Origin of the sequence: Streptomyces sp. NBC_00536, assembly GCF_036346295.1 — a bacterium.
Lineage (GTDB): Bacteria > Actinomycetota > Actinomycetes > Streptomycetales > Streptomycetaceae > Streptomyces.
This window is the reverse complement of sequence record NZ_CP107819.1, coordinates 552,340-572,987: the sequence shown is the minus strand read 5'-3', so window position 1 is coordinate 572,987 and position 20,648 is coordinate 552,340. Positions and strand designations below refer to the sequence as shown.

At 72.7% G+C, this 20,648-nt stretch carries 14 protein-coding genes; 8 read left to right on the top strand and 6 right to left on the bottom strand.

Annotated elements, in window-relative coordinates; translation table 11 throughout:
- Nucleotides 1-303: 303 nt before the first annotated feature.
- Nucleotides 304-1,776, bottom strand: a complete 1,473-nt coding sequence (locus OHS33_RS02495; RefSeq protein WP_330334872.1) for an arabinofuranosidase catalytic domain-containing protein — start codon at nt 1,774-1,776, stop codon at nt 304-306.
- A 727-nt stretch (nt 1,777-2,503) separates the two neighbouring features.
- On the opposite strand from OHS33_RS02495, the gene OHS33_RS02490 reads away from it, so the two are divergent.
- The gene (locus OHS33_RS02490) at nt 2,504-3,592 is read left to right on the top strand and encodes a pentapeptide repeat-containing protein (protein WP_443065408.1); all 1,089 of its coding nucleotides are present in this window, start codon (nt 2,504-2,506) and stop codon (nt 3,590-3,592) included.
- Nucleotides 3,593-3,718: 126 nt separating this feature from the next.
- Here the strand turns inward: OHS33_RS02490 and OHS33_RS02485 are convergent, their stop codons facing one another.
- On the bottom strand, nt 3,719-4,423 hold the full coding sequence (locus OHS33_RS02485; RefSeq protein WP_330328719.1) for a hypothetical protein: 705 nt from the start codon (nt 4,421-4,423) through the stop codon (nt 3,719-3,721).
- Between the two features lie 160 nt (nt 4,424-4,583).
- Here OHS33_RS02485 and OHS33_RS02480 point away from each other — a divergent pair, with 160 nt between their 5' ends.
- From OHS33_RS02480 to OHS33_RS02470, 3 genes are read left to right on the top strand one after another with little or no spacing between them, the layout of a single operon-like run.
- On the top strand, nt 4,584-5,591 hold the full coding sequence (locus tag OHS33_RS02480; RefSeq protein WP_330328718.1) for an oxygenase MpaB family protein: 1,008 nt from the start codon (nt 4,584-4,586) through the stop codon (nt 5,589-5,591).
- Nucleotides 5,573-7,768 carry a serine/threonine-protein kinase gene (locus OHS33_RS02475; protein ID WP_330328717.1) on the top strand — a complete coding sequence of 732 codons (2,196 nt, stop codon included), beginning with the start codon at nt 5,573-5,575 and terminating at the stop codon, nt 7,766-7,768. Before OHS33_RS02480 ends, OHS33_RS02475 begins: the two co-directional genes overlap by 19 nt.
- Nucleotides 7,765-9,378, top strand: a complete 1,614-nt coding sequence (locus tag OHS33_RS02470) for a phytoene desaturase family protein (RefSeq protein ID WP_330328716.1) — start codon at nt 7,765-7,767, stop codon at nt 9,376-9,378. Before OHS33_RS02475 ends, OHS33_RS02470 begins: the two co-directional genes overlap by 4 nt.
- A 39-nt stretch (nt 9,379-9,417) precedes the next feature.
- Here the strand turns inward: OHS33_RS02470 and OHS33_RS02465 are convergent, their stop codons facing one another.
- A complete protein-coding gene (locus OHS33_RS02465) occupies nt 9,418-9,864 on the bottom strand; it encodes a nitroreductase family deazaflavin-dependent oxidoreductase (RefSeq protein WP_330328715.1) in 447 nt (148 codons plus the stop codon).
- Nucleotides 9,865-10,049: 185 nt separating this feature from the next.
- On the opposite strand from OHS33_RS02465, the gene OHS33_RS02460 reads away from it, so the two are divergent.
- Nucleotides 10,050-10,826, top strand: a complete 777-nt coding sequence (locus OHS33_RS02460; RefSeq protein ID WP_330328714.1) for an LppU/SCO3897 family protein — start codon at nt 10,050-10,052, stop codon at nt 10,824-10,826.
- Here OHS33_RS02460 and OHS33_RS02455 read toward each other — a convergent pair.
- Nucleotides 10,814-11,770 (bottom strand): alpha/beta hydrolase, encoded by a 957-nt coding sequence (locus tag OHS33_RS02455; RefSeq protein ID WP_330328713.1) that lies wholly within the window; start codon nt 11,768-11,770, stop codon nt 10,814-10,816. The genes OHS33_RS02460 and OHS33_RS02455 overlap by 13 nt on opposite strands.
- Before the next feature lie 181 nt (nt 11,771-11,951).
- A complete protein-coding gene (locus OHS33_RS02450; RefSeq protein ID WP_330328712.1) occupies nt 11,952-13,949 on the bottom strand; it encodes a serine hydrolase in 1,998 nt (665 codons plus the stop codon).
- 147 nt (nt 13,950-14,096) lie between these two features.
- Between OHS33_RS02450 and OHS33_RS02445 the strand changes: the two genes are divergently transcribed.
- The 3 genes from OHS33_RS02445 (at nt 14,097) to OHS33_RS02435 (ending at nt 18,046) form a co-directional block, all read left to right on the top strand.
- A complete protein-coding gene (locus OHS33_RS02445; protein ID WP_330328711.1) occupies nt 14,097-15,203 on the top strand; it encodes a nitronate monooxygenase in 1,107 nt (368 codons plus the stop codon).
- A gap of 24 nt (nt 15,204-15,227) precedes the next feature.
- Nucleotides 15,228-16,781 (top strand): acyl-CoA synthetase, encoded by a 1,554-nt coding sequence (locus OHS33_RS02440; RefSeq protein ID WP_330328710.1) that lies wholly within the window; start codon nt 15,228-15,230, stop codon nt 16,779-16,781.
- 146 nt (nt 16,782-16,927) lie between these two features.
- Nucleotides 16,928-18,046 (top strand): calcium:proton antiporter, encoded by a 1,119-nt coding sequence (locus OHS33_RS02435; RefSeq protein WP_330328709.1) that lies wholly within the window; start codon nt 16,928-16,930, stop codon nt 18,044-18,046.
- A gap of 56 nt (nt 18,047-18,102) precedes the next feature.
- Here the strand turns inward: OHS33_RS02435 and OHS33_RS02430 are convergent, their stop codons facing one another.
- Nucleotides 18,103-20,601 (bottom strand): penicillin acylase family protein, encoded by a 2,499-nt coding sequence (locus OHS33_RS02430; RefSeq protein ID WP_330328708.1) that lies wholly within the window; start codon nt 20,599-20,601, stop codon nt 18,103-18,105.
- Between the last annotated feature and the right edge of the window lie 47 nt (nt 20,602-20,648).

Below are 20,648 nucleotides of genomic sequence, written 5' to 3'. Positions count from 1 at the left end.
ACGCGTTTCGACGACCGCTGAAGTGCGAATGTCACTGTTTGAGTCCCTTATTCGGTTGGGATACGAAGGGGTGGCGTCGGCGGGGACCGCCAGAAGCCGGACATCTAGCGCTGCGGTGTCAGCACGCCCGGCCGGTACGGCAGGAGGCCGTGGTCCATGCCGTCGGTGCTGGGGTCGCGCCCCTGGTAGAGGAATTGCAGATCGCGCAGGTGTTGAGTAGCCAACCGGCGGTGAAGGATGCGGTGCCGCCGCCTTGGAGCGGCGGCACCGCTTGTACCCGTCAGGCCGGCGGCCGGGTCCGGTTCATCGGTAGCCGGCGGCGGCGATGTTCGCCTGGACCGCATTTTCGGTCGCATCCGACGGGTAGCCCGAGACCATGGCACCCTCGTAGAACGTGCCCGCGCTATCGTTGATATTGCCTACGTCGGGTGAGCAGCAGTCGCCGCCACTGCCCAAGACGATGGCGCCTTGCTTCTTCATCGGGCTGTATACATTGGGCTCGTTGGGAAGCGCGCCGTCCCATAGGGTGTTCAGGCTTCCGGCCTCGGCATTGCTGCCCTTGATCGCGAATCTCGACGTCCCGTTGTTTTTGAGTGTCGCCGTGACGAACTTGCTGGTGAACGCCTGCTGGTTCGGGTTCCACGTGCTGGCGCCACCCGGGAACAGGCCCCATTCGAGGTCGGCCTGCACCCAGGGTCCGGTTCCGGAGCAGCCGCCGAACCAGCAACTCGTCCCGAAGTAGATGGCGTCCATGGCACCTGGCCCGTCGGCCTTGCGGGTGGTTTCGCTGTTGCCGTAGTCGAAGCAGCAGCCACTGTTGACATGCGTACCGCTGGTGACCATGTACATGCCCTCGGGTGCGCTGCCCGTCGGGATACCCGTCAGGTGGCCGTCGCGCCAGTAGCTGGTCCCGGGGTTGATGTACAGCGAGTAGGCCTTGCTGCCACCGACAGTCAGCGATTCGGTGGTCGCTACGGCCGGGCGGGTCTGTGGTGAGCCTGGGACCACGCCGGAACCCTGGTACCACAGGTCGTTGCCACGCCCGGACTGATCGAACAGGACCGTGATGACACACGTGGTGTTTGCGCAGAAAGAGTCCTGGGCCGCCGCGTTGGCGACGCCGCCAGGGGTCAGTACGCCGATGTTGCGGGTCGTGTTGTCCGCGCGCCTGACCTGATACAGGTCTCCGTTGTAGGCGCTGTAGAGGGCGCGCGTTGTGCTGTGCGCCGCCACGCAGGGCGTACCACCTGCGCCGTAGATGTCGCACGGGCCGGTGCCGGTGCCCCCATCCACCCGGACGAGTTGCCACTGCTGGTTGGTGCCGCCCCAGTCGGTGTACTGCACGACGTTGGCGCCGTCGTTGGTGGCCGCGTTCTGGACCTCGACCGCCTTGTTGCTGTTGCGGTTGATCAGCCGGACGTAGCCGCTGTCGGAGTCGGCCAACCGGAACTGCTGGTTGGCGCCGCCGTGGTCGGTCCACTGGTGGATGGCGGCACCGTCGGCCGTCGACCAGCTGGACACGTCGATCACCTTGCCCGAGTGCCGCGCCTTGATCCGGTAGTAGCCGCCGCCGGAGTCCACGAACTGGAACTGCTGGTTGTTGGCGTTGGTGCGGGTCCACTGGACGACGTCGGCGCCGTCGGTGGTGGAGGAGTTGTGGACGTCGAGGGCCTTGCCGCTGTTGTGGTTCACCAGTACGTACCAGGCGGTGGTGTCCACCGTGGCGGCCGACGCCGGCGTCGTGGCCACCGTGAGCAACACGCCCACGATCGCCATGGCTGCCGCGGCGGCCACACCCGACCGCCACCGACGACGCCACCTCGCGGCGCGCGCTAACCAAACCGACATAGCGTCTTCCTTCCATCATTGGGATCGCCGACATGAGACGGGCCGCATCGGCCCGGACGCCGACGACACCCGCGCACGGACAACTGCCCGGGAAGTGAGTTGTTAGCGCTAACATTTTCGGGGGCGAGTCATGCAGGAGTATGCGGGGGTGTGGGTGTTGAGTGGCCAACCGGCGGTGCGGCTGAACGCACCACGTGTACTGTGAGCGCTAACATCGGCCGCGTCAAGATGTAACGGGAAGGTTTTCGGAGGAAGTCCCTCATTTAAACGACCAACTGGCGGGGAAATCACCCCAACCCGGCGCACCGTCGCCCTCGGTGCGCACGGCGGTCTGGTCGTGTATGCGGCGCGGCCGGACCACACCGCTGAACAGGGTGCGACCCTGCCACCGGGGCGCGAGTTCTTTGAGTATCCCGCCGAAGTGTGCGCGCGGGACCCCGGACAGGGCAGGATGGGAACAGGTCGTACGGGCCCGGGTAAACCTCACAACTCACTCAACCCATACGGCCGTTCTCACGTCACGGGCCAGTGCCACAGCACTCTTGATCGTTTACTAAGTGGAGCCTAAGCTCCTGTGCCCATGGAGATGGGGGAACCGGACCGCGGGCGGCGGGCATGGCGCGACGGGCTGGTCAGGCGTCGTACAGCCGTGGCTCTGCTGGCCGGGGCGGCGGGGCTGGTCGGTCTAGGGGCAGTGTTCGTCCTACTGCCCGGTGTGGTGGTCGACCACGATCTCGCCGGGGCGAGCGTCGCCGCACAGGATCGACTGAAAGCGGTGAACGATGTCCGTACGACGCTTCTGCAGGTGGTCGGCGGCCTGGTCGTGCTCTTCGGCGCGTATGCCACCTGGCGGCAACTGCGGGTGAGCCAGGACGGTTTGCGCGCCACCCAGGAGGGCTACGTCACCGACCGATTCAGCCGGGCCGTCGACCAGCTCGGCAGCGACAAGCTGGATGTGCGCATCGGTGGATTGCACGCGCTGTGGCGGATCGCGGAGCAGTCCGCCCGCGACCGGGAGGCCATCATCTCCATCCAGGCCGCGTATCTGCGTACGCACCTGCCCTGGCCACCCGCCGGGCTGGAATCACCGGCGGCAGACGTGCCCATCAACGACATCGCGCCCCTGGAGACTCGCGCCGCCGACGCCCAGGTGGCGCTGACCGCGCTCGGCGTGCTGTGCCAGCACCGGGAGCAGTCCTGGGTCAATCTCAGCATCACCGACTTGCGCCGGGCCGACTGCGACGGACTCTGGTTCCCCGAGGTCAACTTCGACCGCGCTTGCCTGGAGGCCGCGGGCCTGTACCACGCCAATCTGACCCAGGCCTCCCTGGTCTCGGTCAACCTGCGGCACGCCGACCTCACGACTGCGATTCTCCGCCGGGCTCGCTGCATTCTGGCCGACCTACGGGGCGCGAAGCTGGTTGAAACCGACTTGCGTGACGCCGACTTCACTGAGACCGACCTGCGCGAGGCGAACCTGCGCAAGGCCGTCGCCCACGGCGCGGTCTTCCAACGCGCCGATCTCCGCATGGCCGACTTGCGCGGCACCGACTTGAGCACCGCCAACCTTGTCGAAGCACGCCTGACCGGCGCCGTGGCCAGCGAGCACACCCGCTGGCCCGCCGACTTCGACCACACGGCCGCCGGAGTCGTCGACACCGATGACCCCGGCCCCGAACCCTCGCCCCTACTCCAGCCCCCGGGGATGACGCGGCAGGCGCCGCCGCTGCGGTCCACTCCCTGACCAAGACGCGCCGGTCAAGACAGCGGCGACCGCGATCCGCCTGACGGCACCACTCCTCCTCAGCGGCGTCCTGATCGCGCAGGGGCCTCACACCCCGGCGAACCGGGAACAGGTCCGAACGCCGGTTCACGCCATGCGGGCGCTCAGCGTGCGGACCACCTCGGTCAGGACCTTCGCGCGCCAGTTCTCGTCGGAATCCGGGTACTTGCCGACGCCGTCCGCGGTCGACATGCCGCCCACCTCGAACTGGTAGGGGCCCTGGTGGCAGATCATGGTGGTGGTCAAGCTCTTGGTGTAGCACCCGGCCGCACCCAGCGAGTTCCCCAGGTCCCGGAACTTCTTGGTGTCCCCGGCGGCCCGCTTCGCCTCGTCGTCGCGGTCCTCGGTGTAGGCGGCATCCACGAGAGCGGGATCCGCGACGGCCTTGAAGACGATGCGGATGTAGCTGTTGTGTTTGCCCTTGTACTTGGCCGGCAGGCTGAACTCGGTCTTGCACCCACCCGCCGGCACGTCGCCCGTGGTCCCCGGATCCGACTTCGCCATCGGGTTGAAGTTGAGGACGGTCACCTTGACCGGCTCGCGCTGGAAGTCCTTCGCCTGCGGCAGGATCGCGCGGACCTCCTCATCGCCCAGCACCTCGCACGCGTTGGGCCACTGGGCGAGGGGCACCGAAGCTCCCCGCGGGGGCTGCGCGCTCAGCCGCGCACCGGACGGCTTCGCCGCCCCGAAGGTCAGCGCGGGCGGCTCGCTGCTGCACCCGGACAGCACGACCGCGGCGGACACGACGGCCACGGCGGCCAGGACGGAACGGTTCGGATTCATGCTCGGCACGCCCAACTCCCCTATGCGGACACGGGGGATTCCCCCTCTTCAGTCCCCATTCTGGCCGGGCGCGCCGCCCCGCCCCGCCCGTTCCCGCCAGCTCCCCTGTGATCTTCCCGACAGCACCGTCCGGTCGGTACGCTCGACCCCGGGCGACGGGAGGCCACCGATGAGCGCAACGCCGTACGGGCACGAGGGCGCGGATGATGGTGCGGACCAGGGTGCGCGCGAGGGTACGAACAAAGGTACGGGCGCGGGCGCCGACCCCGGGCTGTACGGCCCCGGATCCGTGACCTGGCAGTGCCACGGCGACCCGATCATGTGGATCGCCGGAGTCCGCGCGCTCTACCTCCAGGCCCTCCACCCGCGCGCCGTCCGCGGAGTGATGGAGAACTCGGACTTCCGGCAGGACGCCTGGGGGCGGCTGCTGCGCACCGCCGACTTCGTCGGCACCATCACCTACGGCACCACCGAGGCCGCCGAACGCGCCGGGACCCGCGTCCGCAAGATCCACCGGACGCTGTCCGCCACCGATCCCGCCACCGGCGAGCGCTTCCCCGTCGACGATCCCGAGCTGCTCCTGTGGGTCCACTGCGCCCAGATCGACTCCTTCCTGCACATACTGCGCCGCTCCGGCGCCACCCTCACCGCCGCCCAGGCCGACCGGTACGTCGACGAGAACCGCACCAACGCCCGCCTCGTCGGTCTCGACCCCGCCAAGGTGCCCGCCACCACCGCGGAACTGGCCGCGTACTTCGAGGAGGTCCGCCCCCGCCTCGCCGCCGGAGCGGACGCCCGCGCCGTCGACGACTTCCTGCGCTCCCCGCCCGTCCACCCGCTCCTCGTGCCTGGCCGAAACCTGTTGTGGCGGCCGCTCGCCGGACTGGCCTACGGATCCCTCCCGGCGTACGCGCACCGGCTGTACGGGCGCCCCGCACCCGCCCCGCGCACCGTCACCCGGCGCCTGCGCCTCACCGGCCTCGCCCTGCGCAGCATTCCCGCAGGTCTGCGCTGGCAGCTGCCGCCAGGTCACATCTTGAGAGCGATGCGCCGCATGGGCCCCGGGAGCCGCCCCTCGACGCACGCACTGCGCACTTCAGCGGCCATACTGGACCGGCCGGGGAGGGTGGCGCACGACAACGGGGGCGGCAGTAGGACATGGCTGAGTCCAGACTGATCCAGGGCCGGTACAGGTCGCTCGATCTGATCGGTCGCGGTGGCATGGGCGAGGTGTGGCGTGCCCGCGACGAGTCGCTCGGCCGGCATGTCGCCGTGAAGTGCCTCAAACCGCTCGGCGCCGAACAGGACGCCCACTTCACGCAGGTCCTGCGCGAGCGCTTCCGGCGCGAGGCCCGCGTCGCCGCCTCGCTCCAGCACCGGGGCGTCACCGTGGTCCACGACTTCGGTGACGACAGTGCCACGGGCGGACCCCTCTACCTCGTCATGGAGCTGCTCGAAGGGAGCAATCTCAGCCAACTGCTGGAGGAGAACGACGCCCGCCCGCTGCCCGTCGACGACGTCGTCGACATCGCGGAGCAGCTGGCCGCCGCCCTCGGATACACCCACGACCAGGGCGTCGTCCACCGCGACCTCAAACCCGCCAACATCATGCGGCTCACCGACGGCACCGTGAAGATCTGCGACTTCGGGATCGCCCGGCTCGCCGCCGACATCGGCTTCACCGCCAAGCTCACCGGCGGCGGCATGGCCATGGGCACCCCGCACTACATGTCGCCCGAGCAGATCGCGGGCGGCGAGGTCGACCACCGCAGCGACCTCTACTCCCTCGGCTGCGTCCTCTACGAGATCGCCACCGGGGCCCCGCCCTTCGACCTCGGCGACTCCTGGTCCGTCCTGGTCGGCCACCGGGACACCGCGCCGGTGCCGCCGCGCGAACACCGCCCCGAACTCCCCGTCCACTTCGAGCAGGTGGTCCTGGACCTGCTGGCCAAGCGCCCCGAGGACCGGCCCGCCGACGCCCGCACCCTGCACCGGCGCCTGGCCGGGGCCCGCCGCGGCCCCGCCGCCGAACCCGCCACGACCGGAGCGCTGCCCGCATGGGCGCTCGGCATGACCGCCGGACGCAAGGCGGGCCTGGAGGCCCGCCCGGCGAGCGGCGCGTGGGCCGTGCTGACCGGTTCGTGGACCGCCGCGCGCCCCGCCGTGCCCGTCCGGGAACCCTCCGAGGCCCAGTCCACCCGCGAATCGGCCCCGCAGCCGCTCCCGGTGCCCGTCCCGCAGCCGGAGCCCGCCCCGGCGGACCCCGCCGCGGCCGACCCCCTCGCCGCCGCGACCTCGCCCGCGGCAGGCACCGTACGTCCGCCCGCGCCCGAGGACCCGCGGCTGACGGCCGCCTACGGCCAGGTCCGCCCGCGCCCGCTCGGCCCCGACCACCCCGAGACCCTGGCCGCGGTCTCCGCGCACGCCTTCGCCCTCAGCCGGGCCGGACGCCCCGCCGACGCCCTGGCCGCGCACACCCAGGTCGCCGAGGGCCGCGCCCGCACCCTCGGCCCCGACCACCCGGACACCCTCGCCGCGCGCCAGGAGACGGCGTACGTCCTGGGCCAGCTCGGGCGCCACCAGCAGGCGCACGAGGTCTACCGCACGGTGCTCGCCGCCCGCGAGCGGATCATGGGCGCCGACCACCCCGACACCCTGCGCTGCCGCCACAACCTGGCCTTCAGCCTGTCCCGCCTCGGCCGGCTCGCCGACGCGCACCGGACCGCCGAGGAAGTGGCCGCCGCCCGGGCCCGGGTGCTCGGCCCGGACCACGCGGACACCCTCCTCACCCGCTACGAGGTCGGCTACGCGCTGGGCCAGCTCGGCCGCTGGCAGGAGGCCCTCGCCGCCTACCGCGAGGTCGCCGCGGCCCGCGAGCGGATCCTGGGCCGCGACCACCCCGACACGCTCGCCGCCCGCTACGAGGTCGGCATCGGCCTGGGCCGGCTCGGCCGGACCCCGGAGGCGCTGGACCTGTTCCGCTCGCTGGCGCGCGACCGCACCCGCGGCTACGGCGCCGCCGACCCCGAGACCCTGCGCGCCCGCCACGTCGTCGGCGTCAACCTCGGCCGCCTCGGGCGCTGGGAGGAGGCGGTCGCCGAGGCCCGGCAGGTCGCCGCGCTGCGGGCCCGGTCGCTCGGCCCCGAGCACCCCGACACCCTGGTCAGCCGCCGCGAGGTGGCGGTGGGCCTGGGGCGCCTCGGCCGCTGGGACGAGGCGCTGCCCGTGTACCAGGAGGTGGCCGGGGCCCGGGAACGGGTGCTCGGAGCCGACCACCCCGACACGGTGGCGGCGCACGCGGACGAGGCGCACTGTCTGGAGCGGCTCGGGCAGGTGTGCTACCAAGAGCCATGACCAAGGAGCAGCGGTTCCAGGGCGTGTACGACGCGGTGATCGTGGGCGGTGGGCACAACGGCCTGGTGGCCGCCGCCTATCTGGCCCGCGCGGGACGCTCGGTCCTGCTCCTGGAACGGCTCGGGCACACCGGCGGCGCCGCCGTCTCCACCCGCCCCTTCGCCGGGGTCGACGCCCGCCTGTCGCGCTACTCCTACCTCGTCTCCCTGCTGCCGGACAAGATCGTGCGGGACCTGGGGCTGGAGTTCGCCGTCCGCAAGCGCACGGTCTCCTCGTACACCCCCACCGAGCGCGCGGGCCGGCCCGGCGGACTGCTCGTGGGCGGCGGGGAGGACCGTACGCGCGCGTCCTTCGCCCGGCTCACCGGCTCGGACCGGGAGTACGAGAACTGGCGGGCCTTCTACGCGAGCACCGCCCGCCTCGCCCGCAGGGTCTTCCCCACCCTCACCGAACCGCTGCCCACCCGGGCGGAGCTGCGGGCGCGCATCGACGACGAGGACGCCTGGCGGATGCTGTTCGAAGAACCCCTGGGGCGCGCGGTCGAGGAGCGGTTCGCCGACGACCTGGTGCGCGGCGTCGTGCTCACGGACGGCCTGATCGGCACCTTCGCCGACGCCCACGACCCCTCGCTCGCCCAGAACCGCTGCTTCCTCTACCACGTGATCGGCGGCGGTACGGGCGACTGGGACGTCCCGGTCGGCGGCATGGGCGCCCTCACCGACGCCCTCGCGGCCGCCGCGCGGGCGGCCGGGGCGCGGATCGTCACCGGGCACGAGGCGGTACGGATCGACGTCGACCCCGGCGCCGGATCGGAGCCGAGCGGCCCCGTGGAGGTCACGTACCGCACCGAGCGCGGCGAAGGCCGGGTGGGCGCCCGCAAGGTTCTGGTCAACGCCTCCCCGCAGGCGCTGGCCCGGCTGCTCGGCGACACCGCGCCGGACGCCCCCGAGGGCGCGCAGCTCAAGGTCAACATGCTGCTGCGCAGGCTGCCCCGGCTGCGCGACACCTCGGTGGATCCGCGCGAGGCCTTCGCCGGCACCTTCCACATCGCGGAGGGCTACGAGCAGCTCGCGCGCGCCCACCGGGAGGCCGCCGCCGGTGAACTGCCGTCCGCGCCGCCCTCGGAGATCTACTGCCACTCGCTGACCGACGCCTCGATCCTCGGCGCGGACCTGGCGGGGCGCGGCTACCAGACGCTCACCCTGTTCGGGCTGCACACCCCGGCCCGGCTGTTCGAGAAGGACAACCGGGGGACCCGGGAGGTGCTGCTCGCCGCGACCCTGGCCCAGCTGGACGCGCACCTCGCCGAGCCGCTCGCCGACTGCCTGGCCGTCGACGCCGACGGCCGCCCCTGCGTCGAGGCCAAGACGCCGCTCGACCTGGAACGCGAACTGCGGCTGCCCGGCGGGCACATCTTCCACCGGGACCTGTCCTGGCCCTTCGCGGAGCCGGAGACGGCGTCGGCATCGGCATCGGCGCAGGGTGCCGGGCGCTGGGGCGTGGAGACCCGGCACCCCGACGTGCTCCTGTGCGGGGCGGGCGCGGTGCGCGGCGGCGGGGTCAGCGGGGTGCCGGGGCACAATGCCGCGATGGCGGTCCTGGGCCGCTGACCTGCCGGCCGCGCGCCGCGCCCGCCGCGCGCCTGCCCGCTACGCGCCGAGCGGCTCGATGACGACGACCGGGATCTCGCGGTCGGTCTTGGTCTGGTACTCCTCGTAGGCGGGCCAGTGCTCGACCATCAGGGACCAGGCCGCGGCGCGCTCGGAGGAGTCGGCGGTGTGGGCCGTGCCCTGGATGATCTCGGGACCGACCTGGATGCGGACCTCGGGGTGCTCGGTGAGGTTCAGGTACCAGAGCGGGTGCTCGGGGGCGCCGCCCTTGGAAGCGACGATGAAGTACCGCCCGTCCTTCTCGCCGTAGATGAGCGGGGTGCGGACGGGGTTCCCGCTCTTGCGCCCGAGAGTGGTGAGAAGCAGGGTCTGGGTGCCGTTCCAGAACTGGCCTTCGGCCCCGCGGGAACCGACGTACTGCTTGACGTGGTCCAGCTGCCAGCCGGGCTTGGGGTCGGTCGGGTGGTCCCAGTCGATGCCGGTCATGTGCGGTCCGCCTCCAGATGTCGACTATCGGTGTTGAACCCTCAACGATCAACAACGCCCGGGGGCACGGCGTTTATGCCCCAGGTGTTCGGACGGAACGCCTGCGTCACCCGGCGCGCAACCGGGAAGATGACCCGGGGGCCCGTCAAGTGGCGTCCGCACGGCCACACTTACGGGAGCAGCTGGTGTCCTCGCAAGAGATCCCCATATCGATCACCCCACAGCAGGCCACCTACGGGGTGATCCTCTCCGTACCCCTCGCGACCGGCACCGCCCGGCTCAGGATCCCGCCGTCCCAGGACGGCGACCTCGTCCGGGCGCGCGTCGGCGACGCCGAGGTGCTGCTGCGCATCCAGGTGAAGCCGGCCGTGGGTGAGGGCCCGGTGGAGTGGCTCGGGCAGCCCGCACCGGCGCGGAACCCGGGCTCGCGGGCCGGCTGGTGGGTCCTCGGGGTCGCCGCCGCCGTGATCATCGGGCTGGTCGTGGCGAACAGCGGCGACCACGGCGCCGACACCGCGTCCTCCTCCCCGACGTCGAGCCCGACCGCGACCGCGACCGCGACCGATACCGCGAGCGTGACGCCCGTGCCGTCGTACAGCGCGTGGACGCCCGCCCCGGCCCCGCCCCCGCGCCCCGTGGAGACCCCGGCCACCGCCCTGCCCGTCCCCGGCGTCCCGACCCCCGAGGCGGCCCCGAGCCCCTTCGACCGGGGCACCTGCCTCAACGGCACGCTGCCGGACTCGACGACCGCGCAGCGCGTGGACAACGTGCGCGAGGTCCCGTGCTCGGCGTCGGACGCGCACTACAAGGTGATCGAGAGCATCCCCGGCACCTCGGACATGAACCGCTGCAACTCCAACCCCAAGACGCAGTACGGGTTCTCCTACCGCTACTCGCGCGGCGCGGTCACCCTCAACGAGTACGTCTACTGCCTGGTCGGCCTCGGCTCCTACGCCCGCTGAGGCCCGCTGAGGCGCGCCGTGAGTTCGCCGGTCAATTCGGCGACCGCGGACTCGGCGGCGGGGGAGACGGCGAACATGTTGAGGAAGCCGTGGACCAGCCCGTCGTAGTCGCGGACGAAGACGTCCACACCGGCGTCCTTCAGCGCGTCGGCGTAGGCCAGGCCCTCGTCACGGAGCGGGTCGTACGCGGCGGTGGCGATGACCGCGGGGGCGACGCCCTCGTGGCTCGCCGCGCGCAGCGGGGAGCACCGGAAGTCGTCGGCGGTGCGGGCGTCGTCCCGGGTGAGGATCGAGGTGAGGTCGCGGAGGTCCTGGAGGGTGAGCAGGTAGCCCTCCGCGTTCTCGGTGTAGGAGGGGTACTCGGCGGCGGTGCGGTCCGTCGCGGGGTAGGCGAGCAGCTGGGCGGCGAGCGGTTCCCCGTCGTCGCGGAAGGCGAGGGCGACGGAGGCGGCCAGGGCCCCGCCGGCGCTGTCGCCCGCGACGGCCAGCCGGTCGCGAAGGCCGCCGTAGGCGTCGATGTGTCCGGCCACCCAGCGGGCCGCGGCGAGGCAGTCCTCGAAGGCGGCCGGGAACGCGTCCTCGGGGAGCCGCCGGTAGTGCACGGCGACCACGACGGCCCCCGCGTCGCGGCAGATCCGGCGGGCGACGTGATCGTGGGTGTCGAGGTCCCCCACGATCCATCCGCCGCCGTGGAAGAAGACGACGGTCGGGGCGGACCGGGTGGCGCCGCCGGGCCGGTAGACCCGCACCGGTACGGGACCGGCGGCCCCCGGGACCGTGTCGTCCGCCACGGACCCGACCTCGATCGGAGCCGTCGGCGCCACCATCGCGTTCGAACGACGCTCCCCCTCGCGCAGGACTGCCGGATCGGCGTCGGCGATGCGCCCCCTGGGGGCCGCGTTGACGCTTTCGAGGAGTACGGCGAGGGACGGGTCCAGGGGCATGACGGAGAACCTTCCGGGGGCGGGAGGGGGGACGTCGACGGGTGCAGTGTCCCCCGGCCGACCGGGGCCGGCGCGGCGCCACGGCGATCAGGGGGTGTCTGGTGGATTTCCGTGGGGCGTCGCGACGCCGCGGAGATCCACCAGACACCCCCTGGGGCGGAGCGGGATCCCGCCGTCGGCGTCAGTCCGCCGAGCGGGTCCAGCCCGAGGCCACGAGGCGGGACGCGTCGGCCGGGCGGTCCTCGGCGAAGAGCAGGCGGGTGCGTTCCGACACGCGGATGACGTCGACGTACACCCCGCGCCCGACGTAGCGGCCGGTGGCCTCGTACCGCAGGCGCAGGTGGACCTCGCGGCCGGCCCACGCGGTGAGGGGGGCCTCCAGGCGGTGCCAGATGCGGCCCGACCAGCCGGTGACGGCGCCGTCCGGCCACTGTTCGGGGCTGCCCCCGGTCGAGCGCACCGTGCTGAACGGCAGCGGCTGCCACGGCCCGTCCGGTCCGGGCGCGGCCTCGGCCCGGAAGCCCCCCGCGCCCGGGACCGTGTCCCACCACAGCGCGCAGCGCAGCCGGGCCTCGGCGGTGGCGGGCGTGAGCGGCGGCAGCGTGAGCGTGCCGGACGCGCCGGGGGTGGTCCCGGAGAACCACGCGGGCCCGCCGTGCCGGGTGCGGACGGGGACCGCCCGGGCGAAGCTGTTGCCCACCGCCACCCGCGGTGCGCTGCCGGCCCGCCAGGTCCGTACGGGATGCACCGAGTTGCCCAGCAGGATCAGGAAGGAGTCCGTGGAGGGGTCCAGGACCAGTGAGGTGCCGGTGAATCCGGTGTGCCCGGCGGAGTGGGGCGTGGCCATCGCGCCCATGTACCAGTGCTGGTACAGCTCGAAGCCGAGGCCGTGGTCGTCGCCGGGGAAGGCAGTGTTGAAGTCGGTGAAGAGCAGTTCGACGGAGGCGGGGCGCAGGATCCGCTTCCCGGCGTACGCGCCGCCGTCGAGCAGGGTGCGGGCGAGGACGGCCAGGTCCCAGGCGGTGCCGAAGACCCCCGCGTGACCGGCCACCCCGCCCAGCGCGTACGCGTTCTCGTCGTGCACCTCGCCCCACACCAGCCCGCGGTCCAGCCCGGACCAGGGCGGGCGCTGGATCTCGGTGGCGGCGGTGACGCGGCGCCACGAGAGCGGGGGATTGAAACGAGTGCGGTGCATCGCGAGCGGAATGGTGATCTCGTCGCGGAGCAGGACGTCCAGCGTGCGGCCGGTGATCCGTTCCAGGAGCAGTTGCAGGGTGATCAGGTTCAGGTCGGAGTACCGGTAGACGCTCCCGGGAGTGTCCTGTGGCCGCACCGACCACAGCAGCCTCAGCTGCCCCGCCCGCGTGGACTCCTGGTAGAACGGCGCCCACGACCGCAGCCCCGAGGTGTGGGTCAGGAGCTGGCGGACCGTGATCGCCTCCTTGCCGCCGCCGGTGAACTCCGGCAGATAGCGGGCCGCCGGAGCCTCCAGTTCCAGGCGTCCCCGCTCCATCTGCTGCACCGCGAGCACCGAGGTGAACAGTTTGCTCAGCGAGGCCAGGTCGAAGACGGTGTCCTCGCTCATCGCGATCTGCTCCGCCGCCGGGAACTCCCGGACCCGGTCGGTCCGGCCGTCGTAGTCCGCGTACCGGACGGCGTGGCCCATCGCCCGGTGCAGGGCCACGGTCCGGCCGCGCCCCGCGAGCACCACGGCCCCCGCGTAGTAGGGGTGTTCGGGGGAGGGGCCGAGGAAGCGCCGGGCCTCCTCCGCCGTCGCCTCCAGGTGGCGCTCCAGCAGTCCCGCCTGGCGGGCCGACCCGTACCGCAGGCGCAGTCCCTGCAAGGCGCGCCGTTCGACCGGATTCCCGCCCGCGCCGGAGCCCGTGCCGGGGCCCGCCGCGGCGCCGTCCGCTCCCCGGGCCCCCCACCCGGACGCCCCCGCCGCTCCACCGGGCAGCGCCGCGTGCACGAGCAGGACCCCGCCGAGCGCGAGCAGCCGCGCCCCGAGCCGACGGCGGCTCAGGCCGTCACCTTCGTACGGGCGGCGGCCCGGGCCCTCGCCCCCGGAGGAGGGCCGTCCACTCCCACCGGCCCCTCCGCCCGCACCGGCTCCTCCCCCCGCACCGGCTTCCCCTCCCTCGTCACTCCCGCCCCTGACGACCCCCGTGCCCTGGTTCATGACCGGCCCTCCTGTCCGCTGTCGAGCGCGCCACCCAGTATCTGCCCGCGCATCCCGTCGACCCCGTCACGACCGGCCCGCAAAGAATCTGACACAGCATCAGAAAATCTCTTCCCTCGCGTCGCGCCCTGCGGCATCCTGCCGCCCATGGAGACGGAGCTGAGCAGGAAACTCGGAGTCGAACACGCCATCTTCGGCTTCACGCCCTTCCCGGCGGTCGCCGCGGCCATCACCCGCGCGGGCGGATTCGGCGTCCTCGGCGCGGTCCGCTACACCGCCCCCGACGACCTCAAACGCGATCTCGACTGGATGCAGGAGCACACCGACGGCAAGCCCTACGGCCTCGACGTCGTCATGCCCGCCAAGAAGGCCGTGGACGGGATCTCCGAGGCCGACATCGAGGCGATGATCCCGGCCGGGCACCGCGAGTTCGTCCGCGAGACCCTCGCCAAACACCAGGTCCCCGAACTCGCCGACGGCGAGGCCTCCGGCTGGCGGATCACCGGCTGGATGGAACAGGTCGCCCGCAACCAGCTCGACGTGGCCTTCGACTACCCCATCAAACTCCTCGCGAACGCCCTCGGTTCCCCGCCCGCCGACGTCATCCGGCGCGCCCACGACCACGGCGTCCTCGTCGCCGCCCTCGCGGGCACCGCCACCCACGCCCGCCGCCACGCCGAGGCGGGCATCGACATCGTCGTCGCCCAGGGCTACGAGGCCGGAGGCCACACCGGCGACATCGCCACCATGGTCCTGGTGCCCGAGATCGTCGAAGCCGTCGCCCCGCTCCCGGTCCTCGCCGCGGGCGGCATCGGCAGCGGCGAACAGATCGCCGCCGGACTCGCCCTCGGCGCCCAGGGCGCCTGGCTCGGCTCGCTCTGGCTCACCACCACCGAGGCCGACCTGCACTCCCGCGCACTCACCGAGAAGCTGCTCGCCGCCGGTTCCGGCGACACCGTCCGCTCCCGCGCCCTGACCGGCAAACCCGCCCGCCAGCTGCGCACCGAGTGGACGGACGCCTGGGACGATCCGAGCGGCCCCGGCGCGCTCCCCATGCCGCTCCAGGGCCTGCTCGTCGCCGAGGCGGTCTCGCGGATCCAGAAGTACGAGGTCCAGCCCCTGCTCGGCACCCCCGTGGGCCAGATCGTCGGCCGGATGAACAGCGAACGCAGCGTCCAGGCCGTCTTCGACGACCTCACCCGCGGCTTCGAGCGGGCCATCGACCGCATCACCCGTATCGCCGGCCGAGCCTGAGGAGCGGACAGGATGACCGACAGGATGACCGACACACCCCCCAACGGTTTCTGGGCCCAGGCCGCCGCCGACCCCGACCGCACCGTGCTCATCACCCCCGAGGGCGAGGAGTGGACCGCCGCCCGCCTGCACGGCGACGTCAACCGCCTCGTCCACGGCCTGCGCGCGGCGGGCCTGGAGCGCGGCGACGTCTTCGCCGTCGTCCTGCCCAACGGCGTCGAGTTCTTCACCGCCTACCTCGCCGCTGCCCAGGCCGGTCTCTACCTGGTACCGGTCAACCACCACCTGGTCGGCCCCGAGATCGCCTGGATCGTCTCCGACTCCGGCGCCAAGGTGCTCATCGCCCACGAGCGCTTCGCGGAGGCCGCCACCGCCGCGGCCGACGAGGCGGGGCTGCCCGCGAGCCACCGCTACGCCGTCGGAGCCGTCGACGGCTTCCGCCCGTACGCCGAACTCCTCGACGGCCGGAGCGCCGAGCCGCCCGCCGACCGGACCCTCGGCTGGGTCATGAACTACACCTCCGGCACCACCGGCCGCCCCCGCGGCATCCGCCGCCCGCTGCCCGGCAAGCTCCCGGAGGAGACCTACCTCGGCGGGTTCCTCGGCATCTTCGGCATCCGCCCCTTCGACGGGAACGTCCACCTCGTCTGCTCCCCGCTCTACCACACCGCCGTGCTCCAATTCGCGGGCGCCTCCCTGCACATCGGCCACCCGCTCGTCCTCATGGACAAGTGGACGCCCGCCGACATGCTGCGCCTGATCGACGCGCACCGCGCCACGCACACCCACATGGTGCCCACCCAGTTCCACCGCCTCCTCGCACTCCCGCAGGAGGTCAAGGACGGGTACGACGTCACCTCGATGCGCCACGCCATCCACGGGGCCGCGCCCTGCCCCGACCACGTCAAGCGGGCGATGATCGAGTGGTGGGGCAGCTGCGTGGAGGAGTACTACGCGGCCAGTGAGGGCGGCGGCGCCTTCGCCACCGCCGAGGACTGGCTCAAGAAGCCCGGTACGGTCGGCAAGGCCTGGCCGATCAGCGAGCTGGCCGTCTTCGACGACGACGGCAACCGGCTGCCGCCCGGGGAACTCGGCACCGTCTACATGAAGATGAGCACCGGCGGCTTCAGCTACCACAAGGACGAGGGCAAGACGAAGAAGAACCGGATCGGGGACTTCTTCACCGTCGGCGACCTCGGCCTGATGGACGAGGAGGGCTACCTCTTCCTCCGCGACCGCAAGATCGACATGATCATCTCGGGCGGGGTCAACATCTACCCGGCCGAGATCGAGTCCGCCCTGCTCACCCACCCGGCCGTCGCCGACGCCGCCGCCTTCGGCATCCCGAACGGCGACTGGGGCGAGGAGGTCAAGGCGGTCATCGAAGCGGCCGAGGGCCACGAGCCGGGCGAGGCGCTGGCCGCGGAGATCCTGGCCCACTGCGAGGCGCGGCTCGCGGGCTACAAACGGCCCAAGACGGTGGACTTCATCGAGACCATGCCCCGCGACCCCAACGGCAAGCTGTACAAGCGGCGGCTGCGCGATCCCTACTGGGAGGGTCACGAGCGCGCTCTGTGAGACGCGGGCGGGGTGCCCGAAACAGAGGGTTGCCCGAAGCGGAGGGTTGCCCGAAACGCCCGGACAACGTGTGAGATGTTCCACCTCGGGGCCCCGGCGGCGCGCCTTGCGCCGCGCCGCGGCGGCCGGTCTGGCAGCGTGGCCGTATGAGTACGGCAACCCGCACGTCCCCCCTGACCGACTGGACCCTCGTGGTCCCCGTGGTGGCGCTCGTCGCGCTCGCCTTCAGCTGGGGGCGCGACCTGCCCTCCTTCGCGGTGGCGCTCGTCGCCCTGTGCCTCGGGGGAGCGGTGCTGGCCGCCGTCCACCACGCCGAAGTGGTCGCGCACCGCGTCGGCGAACCCTTCGGCTCCCTCGTCCTGGCCGTCGCGGTCACCGTCATCGAAGTGGCCCTCATCGTCACGCTGATGGCCGACGGCGGGGACAAGACGGCCTCGCTCGCCCGCGACACCGTCTTCGCCGCCGTCATGATCACCTGCAACGGCATCGTCGGCCTGTCGCTCCTGGTCGGCGCCCTGCGCAACCGCGTCGCCGTCTTCAATGCCGAAGGCTCCGGGGCCGCGCTCGGCACCGTCGCCACCCTCGCCGTGCTCAGCCTGGTCATCCCGACCTTCACCACCAGCAAGCCGGGCCCCGAGTTCTCCACCGCGCAGCTCGCCTTCGCCGCGGTCTCCTCGCTGGCCCTCTACGGACTGTTCATCGCGGTCCAGACGGTCCGTCACCGCGACTACTTCCTGCCCGTCGACACCGACGCGAAGAAGCGCCGCGAGGCCGCCGGAGAGGAAGAGGAGCACGCCGAGCCGCCGACCGCCCGGGCCGCGGTGCTCAGCCTCGGCCTGCTGCTGGTCGCCCTCGTCGCCGTCGTCGGCAACGCCAAGGCCGTCTCGCCCACCATCGAGGCGGGCGTCGCCAGCGCGGGCCTGCCCAACGCCGTCGTCGGTGTGATCATCGCCCTGCTCGTGCTCGCGCCGGAAACCCTCGCCGCCGTCCGCGCGGCCCGCCGCGACCGCGTCCAGACCAGCCTCAACCTCGCCTACGGCTCCGCCATCGCGAGCATCGGCCTGACCATCCCGGCCATCGCGCTGGCCTCGGTCTGGCTCACCGGCCCGCTGCTGCTGGGCCTCGGCCCGATCCACATGGTGCTGCTCGCCCTCACCGTCGTGGTCAGCGCCCTGACGATCGTGCCGGGCCGGGCGACCCTGCTCCAGGGCGGGCTCCACCTGGTCCTGCTGGCCTCCTACCTCTTCCTCGCGGTCAGCCCGTGAAGCCCTGACCGCACGCGGGCCCCCGCGCCGGGGCCCGCGTACGTCGCTGCGTACCCTCAGCGCCGCTCGCGCGGCCGGACCACCCGCAGGGCGGGCGAGCTGAGGATGTCCTTCTCGCAGTAGCGCGAGGTCACCCAGCGCTCACCCGAGAACATCCGGGTCTGGTCGGCGTAGTACGGCGAGTTCGGGTTCGAGGACTGGCTGTACGACAGCAGCGTGCGGGCCACCGGGCAGCGGCTGCCGTCCCAGCCGACCGCCTGGATGTGGCTGGACCCGTGGAACACCTCCGTGTAACCGCCGCCGGCCGGGTTCCACACCGCCTCCACCTTGTCCCACACACCGAGCGCCTCGGTGCCGCCGCCGACCGGGATCCGTTCGCCGCCGCGCACCACGAACTGGTGCTCGCCGAGCGGCGCGTCCAGCGCGATGCCCGCCGCCTTCAGCTCCACGACCGTGTCCGCCAGGGCCCGCCCGACGCCGGGCGCCGCCTGGTTCAGGGTGCGGGGCGTGTGCACCGGATCGGCCGCCGAGAACGGCACCAGCCACAGGTCCTTCGCCGCCGCCGTCGACGCCGTCAGCCGACGCCAGAACCGGTCGAAGAGCAGCGCGCCCCGGCTGGCCGTCTCGGCCGTACGGTCCCAGCGCGCCAGCACCGGGCAGGCCGCGGCGACGTCCACCACGGTCCCGTCGCTCGCCGTCGCCGTACCGCCCGGCAGGGCGGCGCAGGCCTTCGCCGCGTCGGCGGCCGCCAGATCACCGGCCGGAACCCGGTTCGCGAACTGCTGCTTCTGCAGGTCCGCCACCGTCAGGCGGCCCTTCGCCGCCATCGCCGACACGTCCTCCAGCGCGCCGCGCGTGCGCAGCGAGCGGGCCGTCCCCGTAGTGCCCCACACCCGCTCGTAGCCGGTCAGCGGGTGCTCGGCATTGGCCAGCCAGGCGCTGTCGTTGGAGTTCTCCGCGTACACCGCGTCCCGCAGGGTCGGCGCCTTCGCCGGGCCGAACACCCCCGGCTGCACCGCGTCCGGGTCCGAGCCCAGCGCGCAGTCCCCGCGCGAACCGTCCAGCACCGCGAGCCCGGCCGCCGGATAGGTGGCCCGGCCCAGCGGGGTGGAACAGCGGGCCGCCAGCTCGTCGGTGATCCGGGGCACGATCTGGGACTGGGTGAACAGGGTCGCGCCCGCCGAGTCGGCGGCCAGCGTGTTGACCCAGGGCAGCCCCTGGGTGCGCCGCTGCGCGTCCTGGATCCCGGCCACCGAGTGCGCCTTGCCCATCGCGAGCGAGGTGTCGAAGGCCCGCAGGTTCACCGCGTTCGGGTCGTTCAGCGCGTAGGCCGTGGTCGCGGACCACGGCAGCGGCAGGGACGCCCCGAGCGAGGTGACCACCGGGCCGAAACGGGTCCACCACTGGGTGCGGCTGACCGGGGCGCCGCCCTTGACCGGGACGCTGACCGTCCGCGGGACCATCTTCTCGGACACGCCGTCGACCACGTAGGCCGTCGGGTCCGCCGGGTCCAGGGTGAGCTGGTGCAGATTGACGGGGACGCCGGTGGCCACGGTGTGGCTCCAGGCGACCTTGTCGTTGAAGCCGATGTTGACGACCACCGTGCCGAGCAGCGAACCGCCGGAGACGTTCAGCTCGCCGGGGATGGTCTGCTGCGACTGCCAGAACCGGCGCCCGCCCTGCCAGGGGTAGTGCGGATTGCCCAGCAGCAGACCGCTGCCGTTCGCGGTGGCCGAACCCGCGAAGACCACCGCGTTGGACCCCATGTCGTAGCGCGAGGTGTCGAAGAGCTGCCGGGCCGCCTCGGCCGCGGCCGCCGGGTCGATCCCGCCGCCGGGCGCGGGGGCGCTCGTACGGGCCCCCGCCCCGGAATCCCCGCCGATGGCCGTACGGGCTCCCGCGGCCCCGCCCGGCGGCTGCGCCGCGGTGATCCCGTCGATCCCGCGGCCCTGGCCGCCGAGCACCGCGACCGCGTACCCGCGGGCCGCCACGTCCACGGCGGTCACCGGGTGCACCCAGCCCGCGCCCTTGCAGGCCGGGTCGGTGATCTTGTTCTGCGCCAGCCAGGCGTTGTACCCGGCGGCCCAGCCGCGCATCAGCTCCTTGACGTCCTTGCCGGGACCGGCGGGCGCGGGCGTGGCCAGCAGCTTCTCGACCGTGCGCGATTCCCGTATCCCCTTGAAGTACAGGTCGCTGGAGAGGTTCCCGGCGGCCGAGGAGAGGGAGCCGTCGGGAGCGGCGTCCGGCCCGAACCAGCGCGAACGCTCGCCGGACACCGTCAGGAACCCGTCGGCCAGCACGCACACCTGGTCGGCGGCCTGCGCCCAGCCGGTGCCGAAGCCGAGGTTCGCGTAGTCCTTGGCGAGGATGTGCGGGACGCCGTTCTCCGTGTAGCGGACGAGGGCGGACAGACCGCCCCCCTTCGGCGCCAGGTCGGCCCCGCCGTCCGCGGCGGCCGAGGCCGCCGCCGGGGGGACCGCGGCGGCCGCCACGAGCAGCGCGGCGCCGGTCAGGGCGATCCGGCGCAGTGCCGGGCGAGTGCGGAATCGCAACATGCCTCCCAAGTAGCCTGCGAATGACTGTGGTTGCGCGTGAAACCGGT

What these genes read in the sequence shown, in the direction of transcription:
- OHS33_RS02445 (WP_330328711.1), top strand. Translation starts at nt 14,097, where the DNA reads ATGGAGACGGAGCTGAGCAGGAAACTCGGAGTCGAACACGCCATCTTC.
- OHS33_RS02480 (WP_330328718.1), top strand. Translation starts at nt 4,584, where the DNA reads ATGAGCGCAACGCCGTACGGGCACGAGGGCGCGGATGATGGTGCGGAC.
- OHS33_RS02430 (WP_330328708.1), bottom strand. Translation starts at nt 20,601, where the DNA reads ATGTTGCGATTCCGCACTCGCCCGGCACTGCGCCGGATCGCCCTGACC.
- OHS33_RS02440 (WP_330328710.1), top strand. Translation starts at nt 15,228, where the DNA reads ATGACCGACACACCCCCCAACGGTTTCTGGGCCCAGGCCGCCGCCGAC.
- OHS33_RS02435 (WP_330328709.1), top strand. Translation starts at nt 16,928, where the DNA reads ATGAGTACGGCAACCCGCACGTCCCCCCTGACCGACTGGACCCTCGTG.
- OHS33_RS02455 (WP_330328713.1), bottom strand. Translation starts at nt 11,770, where the DNA reads ATGCCCCTGGACCCGTCCCTCGCCGTACTCCTCGAAAGCGTCAACGCG.
- OHS33_RS02450 (WP_330328712.1), bottom strand. Translation starts at nt 13,949, where the DNA reads ATGAACCAGGGCACGGGGGTCGTCAGGGGCGGGAGTGACGAGGGAGGG.
- OHS33_RS02495 (WP_330334872.1), bottom strand. Translation starts at nt 1,776, where the DNA reads ATGGCGATCGTGGGCGTGTTGCTCACGGTGGCCACGACGCCGGCGTCG.
- OHS33_RS02475 (WP_330328717.1), top strand. Translation starts at nt 5,573, where the DNA reads ATGGCTGAGTCCAGACTGATCCAGGGCCGGTACAGGTCGCTCGATCTG.
- OHS33_RS02465 (WP_330328715.1), bottom strand. Translation starts at nt 9,864, where the DNA reads ATGACCGGCATCGACTGGGACCACCCGACCGACCCCAAGCCCGGCTGG.
- OHS33_RS02470 (WP_330328716.1), top strand. Translation starts at nt 7,765, where the DNA reads ATGACCAAGGAGCAGCGGTTCCAGGGCGTGTACGACGCGGTGATCGTG.